Annotated in this window: 16 protein-coding genes and 2 tRNA genes; 17 read left to right on the top strand and 1 reads right to left on the bottom strand. The window is 29.5% G+C overall.

What is annotated here, in order from left to right; all coding sequences use genetic code 11:
- Positions 1-29: 29 nt before the first annotated feature.
- The 15 genes from purF (at position 30) to gltX (ending at position 18,857) form a co-directional block, all read left to right on the top strand.
- A complete protein-coding gene (gene purF, locus B2694_RS00105) occupies positions 30-1,454 on the top strand; it encodes an amidophosphoribosyltransferase (protein ID WP_035132922.1) in 1,425 nt (474 codons plus the stop codon).
- A 16-nt stretch (positions 1,455-1,470) separates the two neighbouring features.
- The gene (purM, locus tag B2694_RS00100) at positions 1,471-2,469 is read left to right on the top strand and encodes a phosphoribosylformylglycinamidine cyclo-ligase (protein WP_346884025.1); all 999 of its coding nucleotides are present in this window, start codon (positions 1,471-1,473) and stop codon (positions 2,467-2,469) included.
- Positions 2,457-3,071, top strand: coding sequence for a phosphoribosylglycinamide formyltransferase (gene purN, locus B2694_RS00095; RefSeq protein ID WP_346884024.1), 615 nt, complete (start codon positions 2,457-2,459; stop codon positions 3,069-3,071). Before purM ends, purN begins: the two co-directional genes overlap by 13 nt.
- 4 nt (positions 3,072-3,075) lie before the next feature.
- Positions 3,076-4,593 (top strand): bifunctional phosphoribosylaminoimidazolecarboxamide formyltransferase/IMP cyclohydrolase, encoded by a 1,518-nt coding sequence (gene purH, locus B2694_RS00090; RefSeq protein WP_346884039.1) that lies wholly within the window; start codon positions 3,076-3,078, stop codon positions 4,591-4,593.
- 30 nt (positions 4,594-4,623) lie between these two features.
- Complete coding sequence (gene purD, locus B2694_RS00085; RefSeq protein ID WP_346848067.1) at positions 4,624-5,868, top strand: phosphoribosylamine--glycine ligase; 1,245 nt, start codon at positions 4,624-4,626, stop codon at positions 5,866-5,868.
- 529 nt (positions 5,869-6,397) lie between these two features.
- Positions 6,398-7,576 (top strand): O-antigen ligase family protein, encoded by a 1,179-nt coding sequence (locus tag B2694_RS00080; protein WP_346884023.1) that lies wholly within the window; start codon positions 6,398-6,400, stop codon positions 7,574-7,576.
- 260 nt (positions 7,577-7,836) lie between these two features.
- Entirely contained in the window at positions 7,837-8,295 is a 459-nt protein-coding gene (locus B2694_RS00075) for a hypothetical protein (protein WP_035132934.1), read from the top strand.
- Between the two features lie 137 nt (positions 8,296-8,432).
- Positions 8,433-9,902: a PLP-dependent aminotransferase family protein gene (locus tag B2694_RS00070; RefSeq protein ID WP_346884022.1), complete on the top strand. Its 1,470-nt coding sequence runs from the start codon at positions 8,433-8,435 to the stop codon at positions 9,900-9,902.
- Between the two features lie 235 nt (positions 9,903-10,137).
- The gene (locus B2694_RS00065; protein WP_346884021.1) at positions 10,138-11,274 is read left to right on the top strand and encodes an alanine/ornithine racemase family PLP-dependent enzyme; all 1,137 of its coding nucleotides are present in this window, start codon (positions 10,138-10,140) and stop codon (positions 11,272-11,274) included.
- A gap of 127 nt (positions 11,275-11,401) precedes the next feature.
- Positions 11,402-11,477: transfer RNA gene (locus tag B2694_RS00060), tRNA-Lys, on the top strand.
- Positions 11,478-11,697: 220 nt separating this feature from the next.
- A tRNA-Lys gene (locus B2694_RS00055) sits at positions 11,698-11,773 on the top strand.
- 126 nt (positions 11,774-11,899) lie between these two features.
- Positions 11,900-12,706: an NAD(+) diphosphatase gene (gene nudC, locus B2694_RS00050; RefSeq protein ID WP_346884020.1), complete on the top strand. Its 807-nt coding sequence runs from the start codon at positions 11,900-11,902 to the stop codon at positions 12,704-12,706.
- A 118-nt stretch (positions 12,707-12,824) separates the two neighbouring features.
- Positions 12,825-13,022 (top strand): hypothetical protein, encoded by a 198-nt coding sequence (locus tag B2694_RS00045; RefSeq protein ID WP_346884040.1) that lies wholly within the window; start codon positions 12,825-12,827, stop codon positions 13,020-13,022.
- A gap of 277 nt (positions 13,023-13,299) precedes the next feature.
- Positions 13,300-16,992 carry a BREX-1 system adenine-specific DNA-methyltransferase PglX gene (pglX, locus tag B2694_RS00040; RefSeq protein ID WP_346884019.1) on the top strand — a complete coding sequence of 1,231 codons (3,693 nt, stop codon included), beginning with the start codon at positions 13,300-13,302 and terminating at the stop codon, positions 16,990-16,992.
- A gap of 209 nt (positions 16,993-17,201) precedes the next feature.
- On the top strand, positions 17,202-18,857 hold the full coding sequence (gene gltX, locus B2694_RS00035; RefSeq protein WP_346884018.1) for a glutamate--tRNA ligase: 1,656 nt from the start codon (positions 17,202-17,204) through the stop codon (positions 18,855-18,857).
- A 33-nt stretch (positions 18,858-18,890) separates the two neighbouring features.
- On the opposite strand, the gene B2694_RS00030 is transcribed toward gltX, so the two are convergent.
- Positions 18,891-19,526, bottom strand: a complete 636-nt coding sequence (locus tag B2694_RS00030) for a DNA-3-methyladenine glycosylase (protein WP_346884017.1) — start codon at positions 19,524-19,526, stop codon at positions 18,891-18,893.
- 237 nt (positions 19,527-19,763) lie between these two features.
- On the opposite strand from B2694_RS00030, the gene B2694_RS00025 reads away from it, so the two are divergent.
- A complete protein-coding gene (locus tag B2694_RS00025; protein WP_346884016.1) occupies positions 19,764-20,552 on the top strand; it encodes an SDR family oxidoreductase in 789 nt (262 codons plus the stop codon).
- 80 nt (positions 20,553-20,632) lie between these two features.
- Positions 20,633-22,186 carry a methyl-accepting chemotaxis protein gene (locus tag B2694_RS00020; RefSeq protein WP_346884015.1) on the top strand — a complete coding sequence of 518 codons (1,554 nt, stop codon included), beginning with the start codon at positions 20,633-20,635 and terminating at the stop codon, positions 22,184-22,186.
- Positions 22,187-22,241: the final 55 nt, after the last annotated feature.

Here is a 22,241-nt window from a genome sequence, read left to right as displayed (position 1 = left end):
GTAAGAGTATTATTTAGGAGGAAACAGTAATGGATTTTAAGTTTAAGGCTTCTAGTTACGATGGATATGAGTGTTATGATGAAGATAAATTTCATGATGAGTGTGGGGTATATGGTATATATAGTAAAAAGGATAATTTAGATGTGGCAAAAAGGACATACTATGGTCTTTATGCCCTTCAACATAGAGGTCAAGAAAGCGCAGGAATAGCAACTTTTGATGGAAGCGATATGAATTGCCATAAAGATATGGGTCTTGTATCTGAAATATTTAGTAAGAAAACCCTAAAGGAATTAAAGGGGTATGGTGCAATTGGGCATGTAAGATATTCTACAGCAGGCGGAAGTTCATTAAAAAATGCTCAACCACTTATGGGAAAATTTAAGCTAGGAAACATTGCTATAGCTCACAATGGAAATTTAACTAATGCTGATATCATTAAAGAACTTTTAGAAGAATCAGGGTGTATGTTTCAAACATCTACTGATACTGAGGTAATTATAAACCTTATTTCTAGAGGTGCTAAGAAAGGTATACTTCAAAGCGTAATTGATTCTATGCAAGCAATAAAAGGTTCCTTTGCTATTGTAATATTAACTGAAAATGAGTTAATAGGAGTCAGAGATCCTTATGGAATTAGACCACTATGCCTTGGTAAAATAAATGAAAGTTATGTATTAGCATCAGAAAGTTGTGCACTTAATGCTACAGGTGCTGAATTTATAAGAGATGTTGAGCCTGGTGAAGTAGTTGTAATTAATGAAGAAGGTGTAAAATCCATTAAGTTTGGTGAAAAATCTAAGCTTGCCACCTGTTCTTTTGAATATATATATTTTGCAAGACCGGATAGTGTTATAGATGGAATTAGTGTTAATAATTCTAGATATAAAGCAGGAATTAAGCTTTATGAAGTGGCACCTGTGGAGGCTGATATAGTAGTTGGGGTACCAGATTCAGGAATGTCAGCTGCAATGGGATATGCAAAGGCATCAGGTATACCTATAGATATGGCACTTATTAAGAATAAGTACATTGGAAGAACTTTTATAGCTCCAACGCAAGAAGAGAGAGAAGCTTCTGTAAATGTTAAGCTTAATGTGATAAAAGAAAATGTTTTTGGTAAAAGAGTGGTTTTAATAGATGATTCTATAGTACGTGGAACCACAAGTAAGAGATTGGTAACTATGCTTAAGGAAGCTGGGGCTTCAGAAGTTCATTTTAGAGTTTGCTCTCCTATGGTTAAATATCCTTGTTATTATGGTATAGATATACCTTACAGAAGTCAGCTTATAGGTGAGAAAATGAATGAAAAAGAAATAGGTGAAGTTATTGGAGCAGATAGTCTAGTCTATCTTTCAAAAGAAAACTTATTAGAATGTCTTGATAGTGACCATGGATTTTGTTGTGGATGTTTTGATGGAGAGTATCCAATATCAGCACCAGTTAAATTTTAGTAAGGAGTGATATAGAATGATAACATATAAAGATGCAGGGGTTAATATAGAAGAAGGTTATAAAGCGGTAAAACTTATGAAAGAATATACAGCAAGAACTTTAACTTCATCGGTTTTAAATGGGATTGGAAGTTTTGCAGGAATGGTAAAACTACCGGAAGGATATAAAAAACCTGTACTAGTTTCAGGTACTGACGGAGTAGGGACTAAGATTGAAATTGCAATCAAGCTTAAAAAATTTGATACAGTAGGGATAGACTGTGTAGCTATGTGTGTTAATGATATTCTATGTCATGGTGCTAAGCCTTTATTTTTCCTAGATTATATTGCTTGTGGAAAATTAGATTCTCTAATAGCCAGTGATATTGTAAAAGGTGTTGGTGAAGGATGTCTACAAAGTTATGCTTCACTTATTGGAGGAGAAACAGCAGAAATGCCAGGAATGTATAATTTAGGAGATTATGATCTTGCAGGATTTGCTGTTGGTATTGTAGATGAAGATGAAATTATAGATGGAAGTAAAATTAAAGAAGGGGATGCACTTATAGGCATAACTTCTTCTGGTGTACACAGTAATGGCTATTCCCTTGTAAGAAAAGTTGTTGAGAATTATGATGAAGTCCTTGAAGGAAGAACTTTAGGAGAAATTCTATTAGAACCAACAAAGATATATGTTAAGCCAGTATTAGCACTTATGAAGAAATTTGATATCCATGGAATGTCACATATAACTGGCGGTGGATTTTATGAAAATGTACCAAGAATGTTTAAAGATAACTTTACAGCAGAGATAAAAAAGGATTCTTTCCCAAGACAACCTATATTCCAATATTTAATTAATAAAGGCGTAGACGAGTATCATATGTTTAATACATTTAACATGGGAATAGGTATGGTTCTTGCGGTAGATAGCTCTGTTAAAAATGATGTTATTAATGAACTTAAAGCTCTTGGAGAAGAAGCTTATGAAATAGGTAAAGTACAAACTGGAGGTGGAGGAGTTTGCTTAATATAGCAGTATTAGTTTCTGGTGGAGGAACTAATCTCCAGTCTATCATTGATAACATTAAAAATGGATATTTAAAAGATGTAAATATTAAGTATGTCATAAGTGATAGAGAAGGAACCTATGGAATAAAAAGAGCTAGAGCACACAATATTGATACTTTAGTCTTAGATAGAAAGATATATAAGAAAGAGCTAAGCAATAAAATTTATGAAGTATTAAAGGATAAGGTGGATTTAATTGTTCTTGCGGGATATTTATCAATTATATCATCTCCTTTAGTAGATGGTTTTAAAGAGAAAATAATTAATATTCATCCTTCACTTATTCCAAGCTTTTGTGGAAAAGGAATGTATGGAATTAAAGTTCATGAAGCCGCAATAGATTATGGTGTAAAAGTTAGTGGATGTACAGTACATTTTGTAGATGAAAATACAGATACAGGAGCTATAATTATACAGAATGTAGTAAATGTAAAATCAGATGACACTCCAGAAAAGCTACAAAAAAGAATATTAGAAGAAGAACATAAAGCTTTGCCATTAGCTATAAAGCTTATGAGTGAGCATAAGCTTTTTATAGAGGATAGAAAAGTTATTATAAAGGAGTAATGGAATTATGAAAAGAGCTTTAATAAGTGTTTATGATAAGAATGGAATTGTAGAGTTTACAAAATTCTTAGTAGAGCATGGGATAGAAGTTATATCTACTGGTGGTACATATAGTCTATTAAAGAAAAATAACATAGAAGTTAAAGAAGTAGCAGAAGTTACAAAGACAGCAGAAATGTTAGATGGAAGAGTAAAAACACTACACCCTGTAGTTCATGGAGGTATCCTTGCTATTAGAGATAATGAGGAGCACATGAAGACTTTAAAAGAAAGAGAAATAGATACTATAGATTTAGTTTGTGTTAATCTATATCCTTTCTTTGAAAAAGCTAATGAGGGATTAACCTTTGAAGAAACAGTAGAATTTATAGATATAGGTGGTCCAACAATGCTTAGAAGTGCTGCTAAAAACTTTAAAGATGTGGTAGTAATAAGTGATGTAGAAGATTATAAAATAGTTATGGAGGAAATGAAGGAAAGTGGAGAAGTTTCCTTTGAAACTCGTAAATATCTTGCTATGAAGGTATTTAACTTAACCACAGCCTATGATAGTGCAATATGTGAATACTTATTAAACCACATGGAGAATAAGGATAAGCATTCAAATAAGTATTTATCCTTATCTTATGAAAAAATGGAAGATTTAAGATATGGAGAAAATCCTCATCAAGAAGCTTCTGTATTTACTAACACAAATAAAACTGGAATGCTTAATAATATTGTAATATTAAATGGTAAGGCACTTTCTTACAATAATATAAAGGATATGGATATAGCTTGGAAAGTAGTAAATGAATTTGAAGAAATTACCTGTTGTGCTTTAAAACATAATACACCATGCGGAGTTGCGGTGGGTGATTCTGCTTTAGATGCTTATAGTAAAGCATATAGTTGTGATAATGTTTCAATTTTTGGAGGTATAGTAGCTATTAATACTAAAGTAACTAAAGAGGCAGCAGAAGAAATGAAAAAAACTTTCTTAGAAATTGTTATTGCGCCTGAGTTCGAAGAAGAAGCTTTAGAAGTACTTAAAACAAAGAAAAATCTAAGAGTTATAAAATGTATGAGTAAACCAAGTGATAAAAAAGAAGTTGTTTCTGTAGATGGAGGTATATTAGTACAAGATGTAGATAGAAAGCTTTATGAGGAATTAAAAGTAGTTACAGAAGCAAACCCTTCAAAGGAACATATGAGTGATATGATATTTGGAATGAAGGTTTGTAAATATGTAAAGTCCAATGCTATAGTAGTAGTTAAGGATGGTATGGCCAAGGGAATAGCTGGTGGACAAGTTAATAGAATTTGGGCTACAACTCAAGCTATAGATAGAGCTGGAGATGGAGTAATCCTTGCTTCTGATGGGTTCTTCCCATTTAGAGATTGTGTAGATGAAGCTAGTAAACATAATATAAAAGGAATAATTCAGCCAGGTGGATCTATGAGAGACAATGAGAGTATTGAGGCATGCAATGAGTATGGCATACCTATGATTTTATCAGGAATGAGACATTTTAAACATTAGTATCCTATAAGTTAAACTGGAGGTGATTTTATGAAAATTTTAGTCATAGGAAATGGTGGAAGAGAACATGCTATAGCATGGAAGCTCGGTGAGAGTGATAAGGTTTCAAAGATATATTGTGCTCCAGGAAATGGTGGTACTTCTATGGAACATAAATGTGAAAATATTAATTTAACAGATAATGATAAACTTCTAAACTTTGCTTTAGAAAACTCTATAGATTTAACTGTAGTTGGACCAGAAGTATACCTATGTAATGGTATAGTAGATTTATTTAAAAGTCACAATCTAAAAATATTTGGACCTAGTAAGAAAGCAGCAACTCTTGAAGGAAGCAAAACCTTTGCTAAGGAATTTATGAAAAAATATGGAGTTAAAACTGCAGCTTATGAAGCTTTTAGAGATTCAAAGAAGGCTTTAGAGTATTTGGAAAAGGCTGAATATCCAATAGTTATAAAAGCTGATGGACTTGCTGCAGGTAAGGGCGTTGTTATAGCTGAAACTAAGGAAGAAGGAATTTTAGCCATTAATGATTTCATGGTTAATGATACTTTTGGAGGAGCAGGTAAGGAAATTATAATTGAAGAATTCTTACCAGGTGTAGAAGCTTCAATATTAAGTATTACGGATGGAAATACTATAATTCCATTTATATCATCTAAGGATCATAAAACTATATTTGAGGATAATAAGGGACCTAATACAGGTGGAATGGGAACTGTGGCTCCAAACCCATACTGTAATGAAAGTGTTTTAAAAGCCTTTAAAGAGGATATTTTAAAGCCAACGCTTAAGGGGATACAGGAAGAAAATCTAGACTATATAGGAATAATATTCTTTGGATTGATGATTTGCGAAAAAGGAGTATATCTTTTAGAGTATAATGTTAGAATGGGTGATCCAGAAACACAGGTGGTGTTACCTCTTATGGAGAGTTATTTTATTGATATAATTGAAGCTGCAATAGAAGGAAAACTTAGTGATGATATAGTTAAGTTTAAAAATAAGACAGCTTGTTGTGTTATAGGCTCTTCGAAAGGATATCCGGGGAGATATGAAAAAGGTGAGTTAATTACAGGTGTTGATAGTTGTAGTGAAAAGGTATTTATTGCTGGAGCTGATTCCATATATAATAAATTAATTACTAATGGTGGTAGAGTTTTAGGAGTTACAGCTCTTGGAGATAATCTAGAAGAGGCAAGAGAAAAGGCTTATAAAGGGATATTACAAGTAAATTTTAATGGAATGTATTATAGAAAAGATATAGGTAAATAAATACTGAAATAAGAAAATGCTAAGGAGGTGGAATATAGCTACTCCTTAGCATTTTTATTTATATACTCACTATATTATATATTTATAGGCTTTGTGAAAATTTCAGAAAATGGTTTTCATAAGTAAATCTACATTTATTTAAAATCTAGTTTATAGAGTAGTCTTGATTGTAAAATAGTTAAAGAAAAGAGAAAAGAGAAAAGAGAAAAGGGTATAATTTTATTAATTTAAGGTATATGAAGTAACTTTAAATCCTATAATATACAGTGAGGAAGTTCTTACGAATTTATTACAATATGTTTTTTATGTTGAAATAAATTCGTACATAATGTATTATAATCAATGTGTATATTTATGTGTTAAAAAATATATACCAAAATATGTAAAAAGTATTAACAAAACTAGTAAAAATGTGTAAGATATATATAGAGGATTTTAAGAACACATTATTATGTAAAACTATAAAATAATTTCCATGATGATAATAACATATTATATATGGAAGAATAGAAAAATAAAGGTGAAGATTATGTTTAATTTAATATTATTAATTATTATGTCTCCATATACTGCATTATTTACCGGAGTATATACTACTTATAGAGTTATAAAGATGAGAGAGGAAATACAGAAAAATAGTTGGAATATGGGATTGGTTCTTTTGTTTCTTTGGTCTCTATTAGCTGGACTTCTTAATAAAAGTATTATGTCTGCCGCTGTTTCAATAGTTTTTTTCTTATATTTTACTATAAGTGTAGTATTACAAAACTATTGCAAGACAGAAGAAAAGTTGGAAATAATATGTAATTATTTAATTAAGTTTTCGATTTTTTCGGGAATTGTTGGAATTATAGAAAAGGTTACTTTTGCATATTTTCCAATGGAACTGTGGAAAAAATTTTTAGGTGTACCGTTGGAGGTTTCAACTAATCATAGAATTTTTAGTACTTTTGGAAATCCAAACATAGCTGGAGATTGGTTTGCTATTATGATGATAATGGCCATATACTATGCTTCTAATAGTAAAAGTGTTAAAGTGAAGTTGGCATATTATAGTGCTACATCTCTATTTTTAATAAATCTTTGTTTAACTGGCTCAAGAGGGGTTTTTATTGGATTAATGTTTGGATTAGTTTCCCTATTACTATTGAAAGTAAAAAGAAATAAGAGTGATATAATAATTGTTATATCTATTTTATTAGTTATAGGTATAGTAGGTTTTACTCCTCCAAAAGTATCTGATATTTCTCAAGAGATTACTGGTCATCAGATGGAGAGGTCTTTTGACACTAGAGAAGAAATATGGTTAGGATCTTTAAAGATGATAGATGAGAAACCATTGATTGGTTGGGGAATGTTAGGAACTATAGAGCATGGTAATGAATATTCAAGATATAGTTCTGTTATTAATCATTCTCATAATATATGGCTATCATTATTAACTTCTTTAGGAGTAATCGGACTTTTAATTTACTTATATATAAGAGCAAATATCTATAAAGATTTAATATATCTTTATAAATCTGGATATAGTAGTGTAGCTTTACTTATGGCAATACAGGTAGTTGTTTTAGTTCATGGAGTAATTGATTTTACAATAATAACTCCACAAATAGGAATACTATTTATTGGATCATCATCTATAGTCACAGCTCTAGCAAAAGAAAGTGTTAGTGTGTTTTCAAAAAGAAGAAGTATAGCTGTATAGTTATTAAGTTTTTTAAAAGCTTTTATGAAGAAGTTAATTCTCATAAAAGTTTTTTTTATATATTAGAGTTTAAGTAAAGGCTTTTCATTTATTAAAGTTATATATGTAATTAGTATAATAGATTAATTTATATTGTTGTATTAATATTACCAATAAGTAATATTATACTTATCAATAATTAGTATTGGTAAATTGCTATATAAAGCAATAAAATGAAATTAAGAAATTTATAACAAGGTTTTAATAGGGGGTATTACATTATGAATCTAGAGTATTTAAAAGAGCTGGAACAGCCTATTAGAGAAAAGTTGATGAGAGAAGAGTTGGGGGAAGAAAAGTGTAAAATAATTGACAAGTTCAATTTACATCCCAATGAAAACTTATATTGGGAAAGAGTAGAGCCCAAATACCCTAATCAAGAATATTTTAGTCATAAACTAGCAACGAAGAGTACTCCTATAGGGATAATATTTCATATAAATAGATTATGTTATGCAAAAACTAAATATTTTGAACAGAATTGGGATAAATTTGTTCCATGTATATATAGTTATATAGATAATTTTGTAGAAACGGAAATCTATAATATGGAGTATATCAAACATAAAAGTACAGGTTTAATTCTAGATTTGCGAGAACTTGCAAAAATTCATTGGATAGATGATTTCAGAGCCATATGTACTTACTTAGAAGAGAAAGAGATAGAAATGCAATCATAATAGGAAAATTAAATTTATAAGAGCTTAGTTATCATCAGATAATTAAGCTCTATTCTTATAAATGACTATAAAAGAAGAAATATTTAGGTTAATATATTAAATAGATAAGCAAATACATTTAATAGTATATTATTATCTTGAAAGGAGAGATAAATATAATAAATATAGATTGGAAGCCGGATAAAAACATAAATAAGCCTCTATATATTCAAATTGTAGAGTACTTTAAGGAGAAAATAAATGGAGGAGAATGGCAAGTCGGATTTATGATTCCTACGCAACGAGAATTAGCTAAAATTTTTAATGTAAATAGAAGTACTATTGTTTCAGCTATAGATGAGTTAAAGTCAGAAGGAATCTTAGAGGGGAAGGGAAAGGGTGGAACTAAAATAGTAAATAATGTATCACCTTTATTATCTAATATACAACCAGATTGGAAGTCCTATATTGATGAAGGCATTCATATCCCTAATGTTAAGACTATTAAGAAAATCAATACCCTTGAGTTTAGAGAAGATTATATACGATTGAGCACTGGAGAACCATCATCAGAATTATTTCCAAAGGAAGATATGAAAATAATATTAAATGAAGTAGCAAAGGATATGGATAATTTAGGATATGAAAGTCCCAGTGGAACTATGTATCTTAGGCAGCAAGTAAGTAATTATTTAAAGACAATTGGCATATATGCATCACCGGGTTCTATACTTATTGTTTCTGGAGCTTTGCAAGCAATGCAGCTAATTTCTATGGGATTATTGCAAAAGGGTTCTACTGTATTGTTAGAAAATCCTTCTTATATGTATTCACTTCAAATATTTCAGTCATTAGATATGAGAAGAAGTGGTATACCTATGGATAAGGAAGGAGTTATGGCTAATTTAATTCCAGATTACATAAAAAAACATGTTCCATCTATACTATATACTATACCAAATTTTCAAAATCCTACTTCTATAGTCATGTCAGAAAAGAGAAGAAAAGAGTTGATAAAGGTTTGTCAGAAAGAGAAGTTACCTATTATTGAAGATGATGTATATAGGGAGCTTTGGATTGACACTCCACCACCGAACCCTATTAAGAGTATAGACACTAATGGATTGGTATTATATGTAGGGAGTGTATCAAAGACATTATGTCCAGGATTAAGAATTGGTTGGATTGTGGGACCAGAACCAGTAATTGAACGATTAGGTGATATAAAGATGCAAACTGATTATGGTTCTAGCTCTTTATCACAACTTACTGTGGGTAAGTGGCTAGAAACGGGGTTGTATGAAAATCATTTAAAAGAGATAAGATGTCAATTAACTATAAGAAGAGATGTAACAATAAATGCTTTAAATAGATACTTCAAGGATATAGCTACTTGGGAAATACCCTCAGGGGGTTATTATGTTTGGATTACTTTAAAGTATAAAATAGGTATGTATAAGCTTTTTGATGAAGCATGTAAAATGGGAATTTTATTGTACCCTGGATATATATATGATGCTAATTTTAATAATTCTTTGAGAATATCTTTTTCCTATGCACCTATAGAAGAGCTAGAGAAAGGTTTATTAAAACTGTCATTACTTATTAAAGAATTGGTTAGAAGGTAAGAACTCTGTTTAGAGTGATTAAGCAGTCAACTAAATTTAGAATTATATTTGTTTTTAATTACTCATAACATAATTATATGGTTGTGTTATGAGTAGTTTTTGGTTGGGTTTATTTTAATTAATATGGATGGAGAAGTATTGAGTGAATTTTCTTATAATATAAACAAGATAGCAGCTGTTAAATAAAACTAATTTAAATTAGGTATCTTTATATTAGGGGACTGGAGAGGGTACTATGTTAGAAAACACTTTGATTAATGATATCCATATAAAGGAAATGGAGGAGCTGGAAGAATTTCCTCTACTAGAGATAGATTTAAAAAAGATATATGATAATACTAAATATGTAGTGGATTTATGTAAGAATCAAGGGATTTCTGTAGCAGGAGTAGTTAAAGTTGTACATGCAATGCCACAGATAGTTTCAGAGATGGATAAGGCAGGATGTGAGTATCTTGCTACATCTAGAATAAATCAAGTTATAGAGATGAAAAAACAAGGTGTAAAAAAACCTGTTATGCTTATAAGAATACCTATGCATAATGAAATAAAACAATTAGTAGAATATGTGGATATAAGTTTAAACTCTGAAATTGAAACTTTAAAGAAAATAAACGAAGAGTGTAAATATAAAAACAAGAATCACAAAGTTATTTTAATGATGGATTTAGGTGATTTAAGGGAAGGTATTGTAGATGAAAAAGAGTTTATAAACTTAGCCTTATATGTAGAGAAAGAATTAACTAATGTAAAACTTTATGGCATAGGGACAAATTTAGGATGCTATGGTTCTGTGAAACCTACAGAAGAGAATTTAGGTAAATTATGTGATGTAGCAGAAAAAATAGAAGCTTTGATTGGAAGAGAATTGGATGTGGTTTCAGGAGGAGCTACTTCTTCTTTAACTTTAATTTGGGATGGAAAAATACCAAGTAAAATTAATAATTTAAGAATTGGAGAAGGAATATTAGTTGCTAAGGATTTATATGATTTTTGGGAGTATGATATGTCCATGTTACATCAAGATGCCTTTGTGCTAAAAGCTCAGGTAGTGGAAGTTAAAAATAAGCCATCTCATCCAATTGGTGAAATATTTATAGATGCATTTGGGAATAAGCCCACCTATGAAGATAGAGGCGAAAGAAGACGTGCATTATTGGCAATAGGTAAGCAGGATTTTGTTTCTGTAGATACTTTAATACCTATAGATAAAAATATAGAGGTAATTGGTGCTAGTAGTGATCATTTAATTATAGATATAGAAGACTGTAAATCAAATTATAAAGTTGGTGATGTTATAGAATTCAACATATATTATCCTCACTTATTATATCTAAGTGGATCAAGGGATGTAAATAAGAAATTTATATAATGAAGATAAAGGATGTTTAGATACAATATAGGTATATGCAATAGATATTTTGAAATCTATTGCATATACCTATAATTATTTACAAAATTAAATAATATTAATATAATAATATTTGTGACAAGGACATGTGCCATTAGCTCAGTTGGCAGAGCACCTGACTCTTAATCAGGGGGTCCAGGGTTCGAACCCCTGATGGCGCACCAAGGGAAACAATACTGTAGAGTGTTGTTTCTTTTTAATAAAAATTTTTTGAAAAAAGTAGATCGTAAAATAATTAATATGATTAAATTAATCTATAAAAGTATAAACTGAATTGGTTTATATTTTTTTACATTAAATGATAAATATTTATTTAATGTATTTTAATAAAATACTTTACAAAACTTACAGTGGGTTGTATAATAATATTTGTGACAAGGATATGTGCCATTAGCTCAGCTGGCAGAGCACTTGACTCTTAATCAAGGGGTCCAGGGTTCGAACCCCTGATGGCGCACCATACCTCGTAGTACTAATAAGTATTACGAGGTTTTTTACATTTTAAACTAGAAAATAGTATAGACTTAATTAATAAAATATATTAAGGTTAATATAGATTTTATATAAAATGAAAGAAGGAAAAATAATGAATCATTTATCAATAGAAAAAACTAATGCTTCTATTTGGTTTATATTTAGACAAAATGAATTGTTAGTAGAAGAAAAAGAAGATAAAATTTTTATACCAAACTTTAAAGATTTAGAATCAGTTAGTATTAATCCGGTAAGAGTTCAAGATCTAGGAATTAGAAGCTGTGGTAAGTGTTACTCTGTAGAGGTATCAAAAGAGTATACTGAACCTTTGGGTATGAAGTTTATAACCTTAAGAAATTTATATGGACAAGTTCCAGATGAAATATATATAGAAGCGGGACGTGCTATTCAAATCATGAATTGGGATAGAACCCATCAATATTGTGGTGTTTGTGGTAATGGTACTAATACTATACCAAATGAATATGGGAAAATATGTCCACAGTGTAGTTTTATAAGCTACCCTAGAATAAGTCCAGCTATAATAGTTGCTATAGTTAAGAATGGCAAATTACTTCTTGCTAAAAATGCTAAGTCAAAACATAATTTTTATAGTGTTTTAGCAGGATTTTTGGAACCTGGTGAAACTTTAGAGGAATGTGTAGAGAGGGAAGTGATGGAGGAAGTAGGAATAGAAGTTAAAAATATAAAATATTTTGGTAATCAACCATGGTCATTTCCTAACTCTCTTATGGTAGGGTTCACAGCAGAATATGATAAGGGTGAAATAAAGGTTGATGGAGTTGAAATTGAAGAGGCAAACTGGTTTGAGGTAAATAATTTACCTAGTATTCCTGGAAGCATTAGTATTGCAAGAAAACTAATAGATTGGTTTAAGGATAATTATACTGAGATCTAGATTTTATAATTAAATTAACAATAGAATTTATAGGAAAAGTATATTGAATTTTACAGTATACTAAAAAAACTTTAACACATAATAAACAATGAATATATGTGTTAAAGGAGGGATAAATATGGATCATTATTTATTAAGAGAACAACAATATGAGATTAAACAACGTGAAGAAGATAAAAGGAAATACAAAAAGGAGAACTATCTTCGTAATGGCAATAAATCTCAAGGTCAATACGCTCAAAGTAGTTTTAATACTACTATTGAAGAGCCAGGTACTAATGAAAGTGGTATAGTAGCAAAAAAAAACGGTTATTAGAATTAAATAATTTATTTATAAAAGGGCTATTTCAAAGTAATCTAAATCTTAATTATGTTGAGTATTATCTGGTAATGGTATTAAAGTATAAACTCAACATTTCAGAGATTTTAGAAAATTATTTTGAGATAGCTCTTTAAGGTTTAATTATAAAATCTTAGAACTTGAAAAGAAAAATAATGTGCTAGGGAATTATATAAAAACTTCAATAAAAAATTCCTACTATGTTATAATAAAGCTATTGAAATTTTACATAGCATATAAGGAGCAATTAAGGATGAATAAGAATAAAGTTAAGACTTTTGCCACTTGGGCAAGAAGCAATCTTATTGAAAAAATAAAAGATAGAGCATATAAAATAGGTATTGAAGATAATAGAATTAGAGAGATAGAAGTGGTTAAAAGTGGATTTAAAGTAGTGGGTGGAGAAGAAATATTTAATATTTCACCTAAGCATAGAAAATCACTAATAAAGGAAATAGAATCAAAATCTTTAGGTGAAGTTGTGGAAGAAGTGGCATATACTTGGTTTAACAGGTTTATAGCTTTAAGATATATGGAAGTAAATGATTATTTGCCCATTGGAATAAGAATTATATCTTCGGAGATACCAGGTAAAAGGGAACCAGATATTTTATTTAGGGTTGGTGAAGTTATAAGAGAGTTGAGACTAGATTCAGACTTAGTCTATAAATTGTTAGACAGTAGTAAAAATTCTGATAGAGAAAATCTATATAAATATATTTTAATAAGACAATGTAATGAATTAGGGAATATTATTCCTGGTTTATTTGAAAAAACAGAAGATTATACAGAATTGTTATTTCCTGATAATTTGTTAGAAGAAGGTTCCATACTAATGAAAATGTGCAATGACATAGATGAAGAAGACTGGAAAGAGGAAGTAGAAATTATAGGGTGGATGTATCAGTATTATATATCTGAAAAGAAGGATAAGGTTTTTGATGATCTAAAGAAAAATGTAAAAATAACTAAAGAAAACATTCCAGCAGCTACTCAGTTATTTACTCCTAAGTGGATAGTGAAATACTTAGTAGAAAATTCATTAGGAACCATATGGATTCAAGGACATGAGGATGAAAATTTAAAGAATGAATTAAAATATTATTTAGAGGAAGACATTCAGGATTTCGAAATAGATGACATTTTACATAATATTAAATTGGGGAGAAAAAATTTACATCCTGAAGATATAAAGGTTCTTGACCCATGTATGGGTTCGGGGCACATATTGTTATATTCCTTTGATGTGCTTTATAAAATTTACAAATCTGCAGCTTATCCAGAGCGAGAGATTTCAAGAAAAATTTTAGAAAATAATATATTTGGATTAGATATAGATTTAAGAGCTAGTCAAATTGGTATGTTCTGTCTTATTATGAAGGCTAGAGCGTATAATAGAAGATTTTTTAGAGAAGTTGAAAAAAATCCTTTGAAGCTTAATATAGTAGCTATAGAAGAAAGTAATGGTATTACTTATGAAATTATAGAATATTTCGCAAAGGAAGATGAAGAGCTAAGAGGTGATTTATCTTATTTAGTAAATACCTTTAAGGAGGGTAAAGAGTTTGGATCAATATTAAGAGTTGAGAAGGTTAATTTTCAGAGGTTAAAAGAACGATTAGAAGAGATAAATGAAGAAAATAATTTAGTATTTAGTGATTATAGACAGATACTTTTAAATATATTACCAAAGCTCATTAATCAGGGAGAAATAATGAGTATCAAATATGAGGTTTGTATTACTAATCCACCCTATATGGGACTAAGGGGGGCTAATGATACCCTAGCTAAATATTTGACCAATCATTATCCTTTATCAAAGCATGATTTATTTTCTGTATATATGGAAGTGTGTAAGAGCTATCTGAAAAAAGATGGGATATATGCCATGGTAAATCAGCATTCATGGATGTTTTTAAGTAGTTTTTTAGAACTTAGAGGTAAGCTTTTAGAAGACAGCACCTTTATTAGCATGATTCATTTAGGATCTAGAGTATTTGAAGATAATGTGGGGACCATAGTACAGAATGTTGCTTTTATAAATCAAAATAGTGAAATTCCTAAATATAAAACGAGAGTTGTAGACCTTACTAAAGAGGTAACAGCTTTAGAAAAGAAAGTAAAGATTAAGTCGGTTTGTAGTGGAATGGAGAGAGATGGGATTTATAATATATGGTTAAAAAAACTTATGACAATTCCAACAAAACCTTTTGCTTATTGGGTAAATGATAATGTATTAAATTTATTTTCTAATTTACACAAGTTTGAAAATATTGCAAAGCCTAGACAAGGAATGGCTACATCAGATAATAAACGGTTTTTAAGAGATTGGTATGAAGTTGATATAAATGAAATTAATTTTTCAGCTGTTGATAGAGATGAAGCTTTGTTAAGTAAGAAAAAATGGTTTCCATATAACAAAGGTGGAGAATACAGAAAGTGGTTTGGTAATAATAGATATGTGATTAATTGGGAAAATGATGGCAGTGAAGTAAAAGATTATGCATCAATGTTATATAAATCATATAGTAGAACTATAAAAAATGAGGAGTTTTATTTTAAAAGTGGTCTTACATACACTTTTATTTCTGAAAATATGGGAGTAAGGTATTCTCCTCAGGGGTTCATATTTGACGTTGCTGGATCTTCTATATTCTTGGATGATAAAGACCTAGAAAAGGTAGTACTAGCATTGTTATGCAGCAAAGTTGCTAATATGTTTTTAGATATAATGAATCCAACCTATAATATACAAGTAGGTGATTTAAAGAATATTCCAATACATGAAGATGTATTTAAAGAAGAAATAAAATCTATCATTGATGAAATTGTAGAAGAAAACATAGCCATTAGTGAAGCGGAATGGAATGACTTTGAGACATCATGGAACTTTAGAACTCATCCATTGATGAGAGACTTAAGAGAAAGAAAAGTTAAGAATGTAACCATAGAATCTAGATTTAAACTTTGGGAAAAAGAAAATATGAAAATTATTGAGAAACTTAAAAATAATGAAGAGAAGTTAAATAAAATATTCATAGATGTTTATGGTTTAAATGAAGAATTATCCCCGGATGTACCCTATAAAGATATAACATTAAGGAGAATTGAGTTAGAAAGAGAAGTGAAATCTTTAATATCTTATGCAGTGGGATGTATTATGGGTAGATATTCAATAGATGTTGATGGGTTAGTGTATGGAGGTGGAAACTTCCAAGATAAATGGGATTTTAAAAATCATAGAGTTAAGAAAGTAGAAATAGATTACACTGGAAAAGTAAATGAGAATAGATGGGTTAATTCAAGTTTTATGCCTAAGTTTGATAATATAATGCCTATAACAGAAGAAAAATATTTTTCAGAAGACTTAATGACCAAGTTCATTGAATTTTTAAAAGCAGTTTATGGAAATGAAGTATTGGAAGAGAATCTTAACTTTATAGCCAATATTTTAGGCAAAAAAGATAGTGAAACTTCAAGGCAAAGTATTAGAAGATACTTCTTTAAGGAATTCTATAAGGATCATATAAAAGCTTATGGAAAGAAACCTATATATTGGTTATTTGATTCAGGTAAGAATGATGGATTTAAAGCATTGGTATATGCTCATAGATATGACAGCTTAACTGTAGCTTTATTGAGGACAGAATATGTTCATATTATGCAACGAAAATATGAAGGTGAATTGAGTACATTGGAACTAATAAAAGACTCACAGGAATATAGTGCTAAGGAAAGAGCGATAGCTAGGAAAAAAAGTGAAAAGTTAAAAAGGAAAATAGAAGAACTCATTGAGTATGATGAAATAGTTGCGTATATAGCTAATGAAAAAAAATCCATTAACTTAGATGAAGGAATTAAAGAAAATTATGATAAATTCCAAGGTGTCAAAATAATGAAAGCAAATGGGAAAGAAGCTAAGATGAATATTTTATATAAAATATAAGGAATTTATATTAAATCATATAGGGGTACAATTATACTTTATTTTATGGTAATATTTAATAGAGTTTTATATAAGGTAAACTTTAAATAAGATTACTACATATCTCATATTATAAAAAATGCTAAATTATATTATTAAGTTGTACTATATAAAATAGATTAAGCTAAAGTGTGAGGTAATTAATAAATATATAAGGTAAGGTGAGTAAAATGAATTATGAAATATTAGCAAATACAATTTTCCCTAACATTGATAAGGAGCCTGAGTATTATATTTCAAAGTATCCGAAGAGAAACCTTAAAGAAGGTGCCAAGGTTACTAGATATGCTCCAAGTCCAACAGGGTTTCAACATATAGGAGGAGTATTTTCTGCATTAATAGATGAAAGAATAGCTACTCAAAGTGAAGGAGTTTTTTATTTAAGAATCGAAGATACAGATCAAAAAAGAGAAGTGGCTGGTGCTATAGAAGATACTATAAACACCATGCATAAGTTTGGGTTAGATTTTACAGAAGGTATGACAGGGGATAATACATCTAAAGGTGAGTATGGTCCTTATAGACAAAGCGAAAGAGAAGAGATATATAAAACTTTTGCTAGAGATCTAATTAAAAAGGGGCTTGCTTATCCATGTTTTTGTACATCAGAAGATCTAGAACAACTGAGAGAAAAACAAATTAGTGAAAAATTAACTCCAGGATATTATGGAGAATATGCAATCTGTAGAAATTTATCTCCAGAAGAAGCTTTAAAAAGAATAGGTGAAGGTGAAAAATATATTATAAGATTAAAATCCCCGGGTAATCCAGAAAACAGAGTTGAGTTTCACGATTTAGTTAAAGGTGATATCTCTTTCCCAGAAAGCAATCAGGATATAGTTATAATTAAATCTGATGGACTTCCAACCTATCATTTTGCTCATGCTATTGATGATGCACTAATGGGAACTACTACTGTAATTAGGGGAGAAGAGTGGTTGTCATCTCTTCCAATTCATATTCAACTTTTTGATGTTCTTGGATTTGATAGACCTGAATATGCACATACTCCTACAATAATGAAGTTAGATGGAGATTCTAAAAGAAAACTATCTAAGAGAAAAGATCCCGAAAGTGCAGTAAGTTATTATGATGAAGAAGGATATCCTATGATATCTGTTATAGAATATTTACTTAATATAATAAATTCTACTTTTGAACAGTGGAGAGAAGAAAATCCATCATCTGATTATCATGAATTTAGAGTATATCTAGATAAGATGAGTAGAAGTGGTGCTTTATTTGATATTGTAAAATTAAGTGATGTAAGTAAAAATGTAATTTGCAAGTTAAAGGCTGATGTGGTATATGACTACTATATAAATTGGGCTAAGAATTATGATAAGGAAATGTATGACATAGTAACTAACAATGAATTAATGTGTAAAGAAATATTCAATATTGATAAAGAAGGACCAAAACCTAGAAAGGATTTTGCTAAATGGAATGATGTTAAGGAAAAAATATTCTTCTTTTTTGATGAATTATTCAACAGTACTTCAGAAGAAATAGAGTTTCCTAAGAATATAGATTTAGCAGAAGCTAAAAGGGTAATAGAAGCTTATGCTAAGGCATATAATTTTAATACTGATAAGGATACTTGGTTTGAAGAGTTAAAAGTAGTAGCTGTAGAATTAGGGTACGCTACAGATAGAAAAGCCTTTAAGAAAAATCCTGGAAATTACAAAGGTATGGTTTCAGATGTAGCTGGATGTGTAAGAACGGCATTAACTTATAGAAATAATACACCAGACCTTTATACTATTATGCAAATAATGGGAGAAGGAAGAGTTAGAAATAGATTTGCTAAATTTTTAAAACTATAATTAGAAATATAGATAAAAATCATCTCTGTAATTTTATAGAGATGATTTTTTATCTATAACTGAAACATACTTATTGCCTTCAATATAGTACCTCCAAAGAAAATCTTTTGCCTCTTCAGCATAATCAATGCCAATTCTTTTAGAATATACAATTTTGAAATCTTTAAAATCGTCTGCATATAAGGATAATTCCTCACTTAATATAGAATGGGTATTTAAAGATTTGTCTATATTAAGGGCTATACATAGTTTTCCAGGACCAGAAGTGAGATTTAATATTTCTCGAGGCTTAAGCTTAGTAAAAGGTTTATTAAATCGGTTTTTACTCATAACTTCAATACCTTCTATTGGTTCAATGGCACGAATTAAGACTCCTTGAGGATCGTCTTCACAACCGGTTACTATATTCATACAGTTATACATTCCATATATTTTATATACGTAGGCTATACCAGCACTTTTAAATAAAGGTTCCGTTCTAGTGGTTTTCTTATAGTTATAGGCATGAGAAGCTTTATCAATTTTTCCCACATAAGCCTCAGTTTCTACAATTCTACCAGTGAGCTTATATCCCATATAATTCCGTACTATTATTTTACCTAAGAGGTCCTCAGCAACTTTTCTTGCGTCCCTACGAAAAAAATCAAGGGAAAGGTTTTCAAATTTCATAAATATCCTCCATATTTATTTTACAAATGTAATATTTAATCTTTTATACTATATAGTTTAGGTTAAAATCGCTTAGATTATTTATAATATAGCTATATAAAGATAAAATATCTAGTAATTTTCAATTAATTGAATTAAAATTTGAATTAATAATTTAAATCTGTACTATATATATGAAAAAATAAATATTAACTATTTGATGATAGCATAGTTTGAATTTTCAGGGAGGAATTATATATGAAAATTAAAAGAGAAACAGCGTTAATTACTGGAGCTTCGTCTGGAATTGGATATGAGCTTAGTAAAATATTTGCTCGAAATGGCTATAACTTAATTTTAGTTGCTAGAAGAATTGAAGTTTTAAAAAGGATTAAAGAGGAGCTATCAAAGATTTATGAAATACAAGTTATTATAATTGAGAAGGATTTATCTAAATCTCATAGTGGAAATGAGATTTTTAATGAAATTATAAATTTAGATATAAGGATAGATGTACTAATAAATAATGCTGGTGTAGGTTATTGTGGTCTATTTCATGAAATTAATATGGAAAGTCATGGTTTAGTAATACAAACTAATATGGTTGCTTTAACGGAGCTTACATATTTAATTTCTAATGAAATGATTAAAAATGGGAGTGGAAAAATCTTAAATGTGGCGTCTACTGGTGCTTATCAACCAGGACCTTATACTGCAGTATATTATGCATCAAAAGCTTATGTATTATCTTTAACTGAAGCTTTATCAATCGAACTTAAAAAGTATAATATTCAGGTAAGTGGACTTTGTCCAGGAACTACAAAAACAGATTTTCATCAAAGAGCTGGCAAAAGAGAATTAAGAGGAGCTATGTCGCCTAAGTTAGTTGCTGAAATAGGGTATAAAGAATTTATGAAAGGAAGAAGCATAATTATACCTGGGATTAAAAATAAAATTGCTATAGGAATATCTAAGGTTTTACCTAGAAAACTATTGGGAAAAACCGTTGGATTTATCCAAAATTCGGCTATTTTACTTAATAAGTAATATTTTCGTAGGAAATGTATTTATAATAATGTATAATTATATATTATATGGCTTTAATTTCATATAGAGGGGGTAAAAATTTGAAAACACAAGATGTATTTTGGGGTATAATCGGAATTCTTATTGTGACTTTAATCATAGTTTCTATATTTAATATAAGAATTAGAAGTTCAATAAGAAGGTTAACTAATGAAATGGAGAAAATTGCTCAAGGTGATTTAACAAAGAAACTAAAGGCAAACAAAATTAAAATAATAAAAGAACTAATAGTTTATTCCAATGACTTTATGATAAAGGTTAGAAGGCTTATAGGAAAATCTACAGAAATTAGTGATAGGATACTTATAAACTGTGATGTCTTAAGTAAAGATATGAAAAATATGGAGTTACATGTGGTTGAAAATGTAGAATCTATAACCACCATATCGGATGATATGAATAATCAGGTTGATAAAGTTGTATCTGTTAGAAGTGATATAGAAAGTATTGTTTTAAATCATGGAACTATGGTTAGAAATTCTCATAGCGTGGAAAAAACAGCTATGTCAATGATGGAATCTGTAAGTGAAAGCAAGAGTGAGTTTGATAAACTTATTAATAAGATGGAAAAATCACTATGTTTGGAAAAGGAACTCTCTCTTAGGATAAAAGCCTTAGAAATTGGTGCACAAAAAATTCAAGATATATCTGATACTGTAAAAGAAATAAGTGGTACTACAAATTTATTATCTTTAAATGCATCCATAGAAGCTGCAAGAGCAGGAGAAGCTGGAAGAGGTTTTTCTGTAGTGGCTGAGGAAATAAGAAAGTTGGCAGAAATGTCATCTGTACAAGCAGATGAAATTCAAAAGATAACAGATAATGTTCAAAAAGATATATATGAATTTGGATCTATAATGGAAGATGATTTATCAGTTATAAAAGAATCTATTTCATACGCTAAGAAAAATAGTGAAAATTTTCATACTATATCTAGTTCTAGTATGAATACATTAAACTCTATACAAGAAATAAATAAAGCTATTGAGGAGCAAAATGTAAATTTAAGGAATATAGAGCTATCTATAAATAGTATTTCTAATTTTGTTTCTAAAACTACCATTCATGTACAAAATACAGCAGAAAGTTCTAAGGCTCAACTTAAGGTAGTAAAGCGTGTTTCTGATAATATCAAAGAAGTTGTAAATATGAATAAAGATATGAAGCTTATAATATCATCCTTTGCACAAAATTATATTTTAGATGAAGATACTGAAAAATATATAAATAATGCTAAAAATATTTTGAATAGTGTTGCAAAAGAAGGCTCAATAATATGTTTAGAAGAAACTAAGTGTAATAAAACATTAAAAGAATTTGTGAAAAAATATCCGTTCTTTTATCTATTATCAGTTATGGATATAAATGGAGATACTAAAGGGATAACCCTTGAGGGAAGCAGGGAAGAGTTATATTGTAATTATTCTCATAGACCCTACTTTAAAGAATCCATTAAAGGATTAGTATATAAGTCAGAGCCCTATATATCTTCTGATACTGATGGATATTGTATAGCTCTTTCAGTACCTATAAAGAATAATAGTGGACAAGTGGTAGGTATTGTAATGGGAGATTTAGTATTAGAAAAGAATTAAAATGAAGGGGCTTTCGCAAAATAGATAACTCTATTTTGTGATTGTCCTATCAAAA

It is taken from the genome of Clostridium sp. UBA4395 (genome assembly GCF_002390995.1).
Taxonomy (GTDB): Bacteria; Bacillota; Clostridia; order Clostridiales; family Clostridiaceae; genus Clostridium_J; species Clostridium_J sulfidigenes.
This window is presented reverse-complemented; position numbering and strand designations above follow the sequence as displayed.

What these genes read in the sequence shown, in the direction of transcription:
- purF (WP_035132922.1), top strand. Translation starts at nt 30, where the DNA reads ATGGATTTTAAGTTTAAGGCTTCTAGTTACGATGGATATGAGTGTTAT.
- purM (WP_346884025.1), top strand. Translation starts at nt 1,471, where the DNA reads ATGATAACATATAAAGATGCAGGGGTTAATATAGAAGAAGGTTATAAA.
- purD (WP_346848067.1), top strand. Translation starts at nt 4,624, where the DNA reads ATGAAAATTTTAGTCATAGGAAATGGTGGAAGAGAACATGCTATAGCA.
- B2694_RS00080 (WP_346884023.1), top strand. Translation starts at nt 6,398, where the DNA reads ATGTTTAATTTAATATTATTAATTATTATGTCTCCATATACTGCATTA.
- B2694_RS00075 (WP_035132934.1), top strand. Translation starts at nt 7,837, where the DNA reads ATGAATCTAGAGTATTTAAAAGAGCTGGAACAGCCTATTAGAGAAAAG.
- B2694_RS00065 (WP_346884021.1), top strand. Translation starts at nt 10,138, where the DNA reads ATGTTAGAAAACACTTTGATTAATGATATCCATATAAAGGAAATGGAG.
- nudC (WP_346884020.1), top strand. Translation starts at nt 11,900, where the DNA reads ATGAATCATTTATCAATAGAAAAAACTAATGCTTCTATTTGGTTTATA.
- B2694_RS00045 (WP_346884040.1), top strand. Translation starts at nt 12,825, where the DNA reads ATGGATCATTATTTATTAAGAGAACAACAATATGAGATTAAACAACGT.
- pglX (WP_346884019.1), top strand. Translation starts at nt 13,300, where the DNA reads ATGAATAAGAATAAAGTTAAGACTTTTGCCACTTGGGCAAGAAGCAAT.
- gltX (WP_346884018.1), top strand. Translation starts at nt 17,202, where the DNA reads ATGAATTATGAAATATTAGCAAATACAATTTTCCCTAACATTGATAAG.
- B2694_RS00030 (WP_346884017.1), bottom strand. Translation starts at nt 19,526, where the DNA reads ATGAAATTTGAAAACCTTTCCCTTGATTTTTTTCGTAGGGACGCAAGA.
- B2694_RS00025 (WP_346884016.1), top strand. Translation starts at nt 19,764, where the DNA reads ATGAAAATTAAAAGAGAAACAGCGTTAATTACTGGAGCTTCGTCTGGA.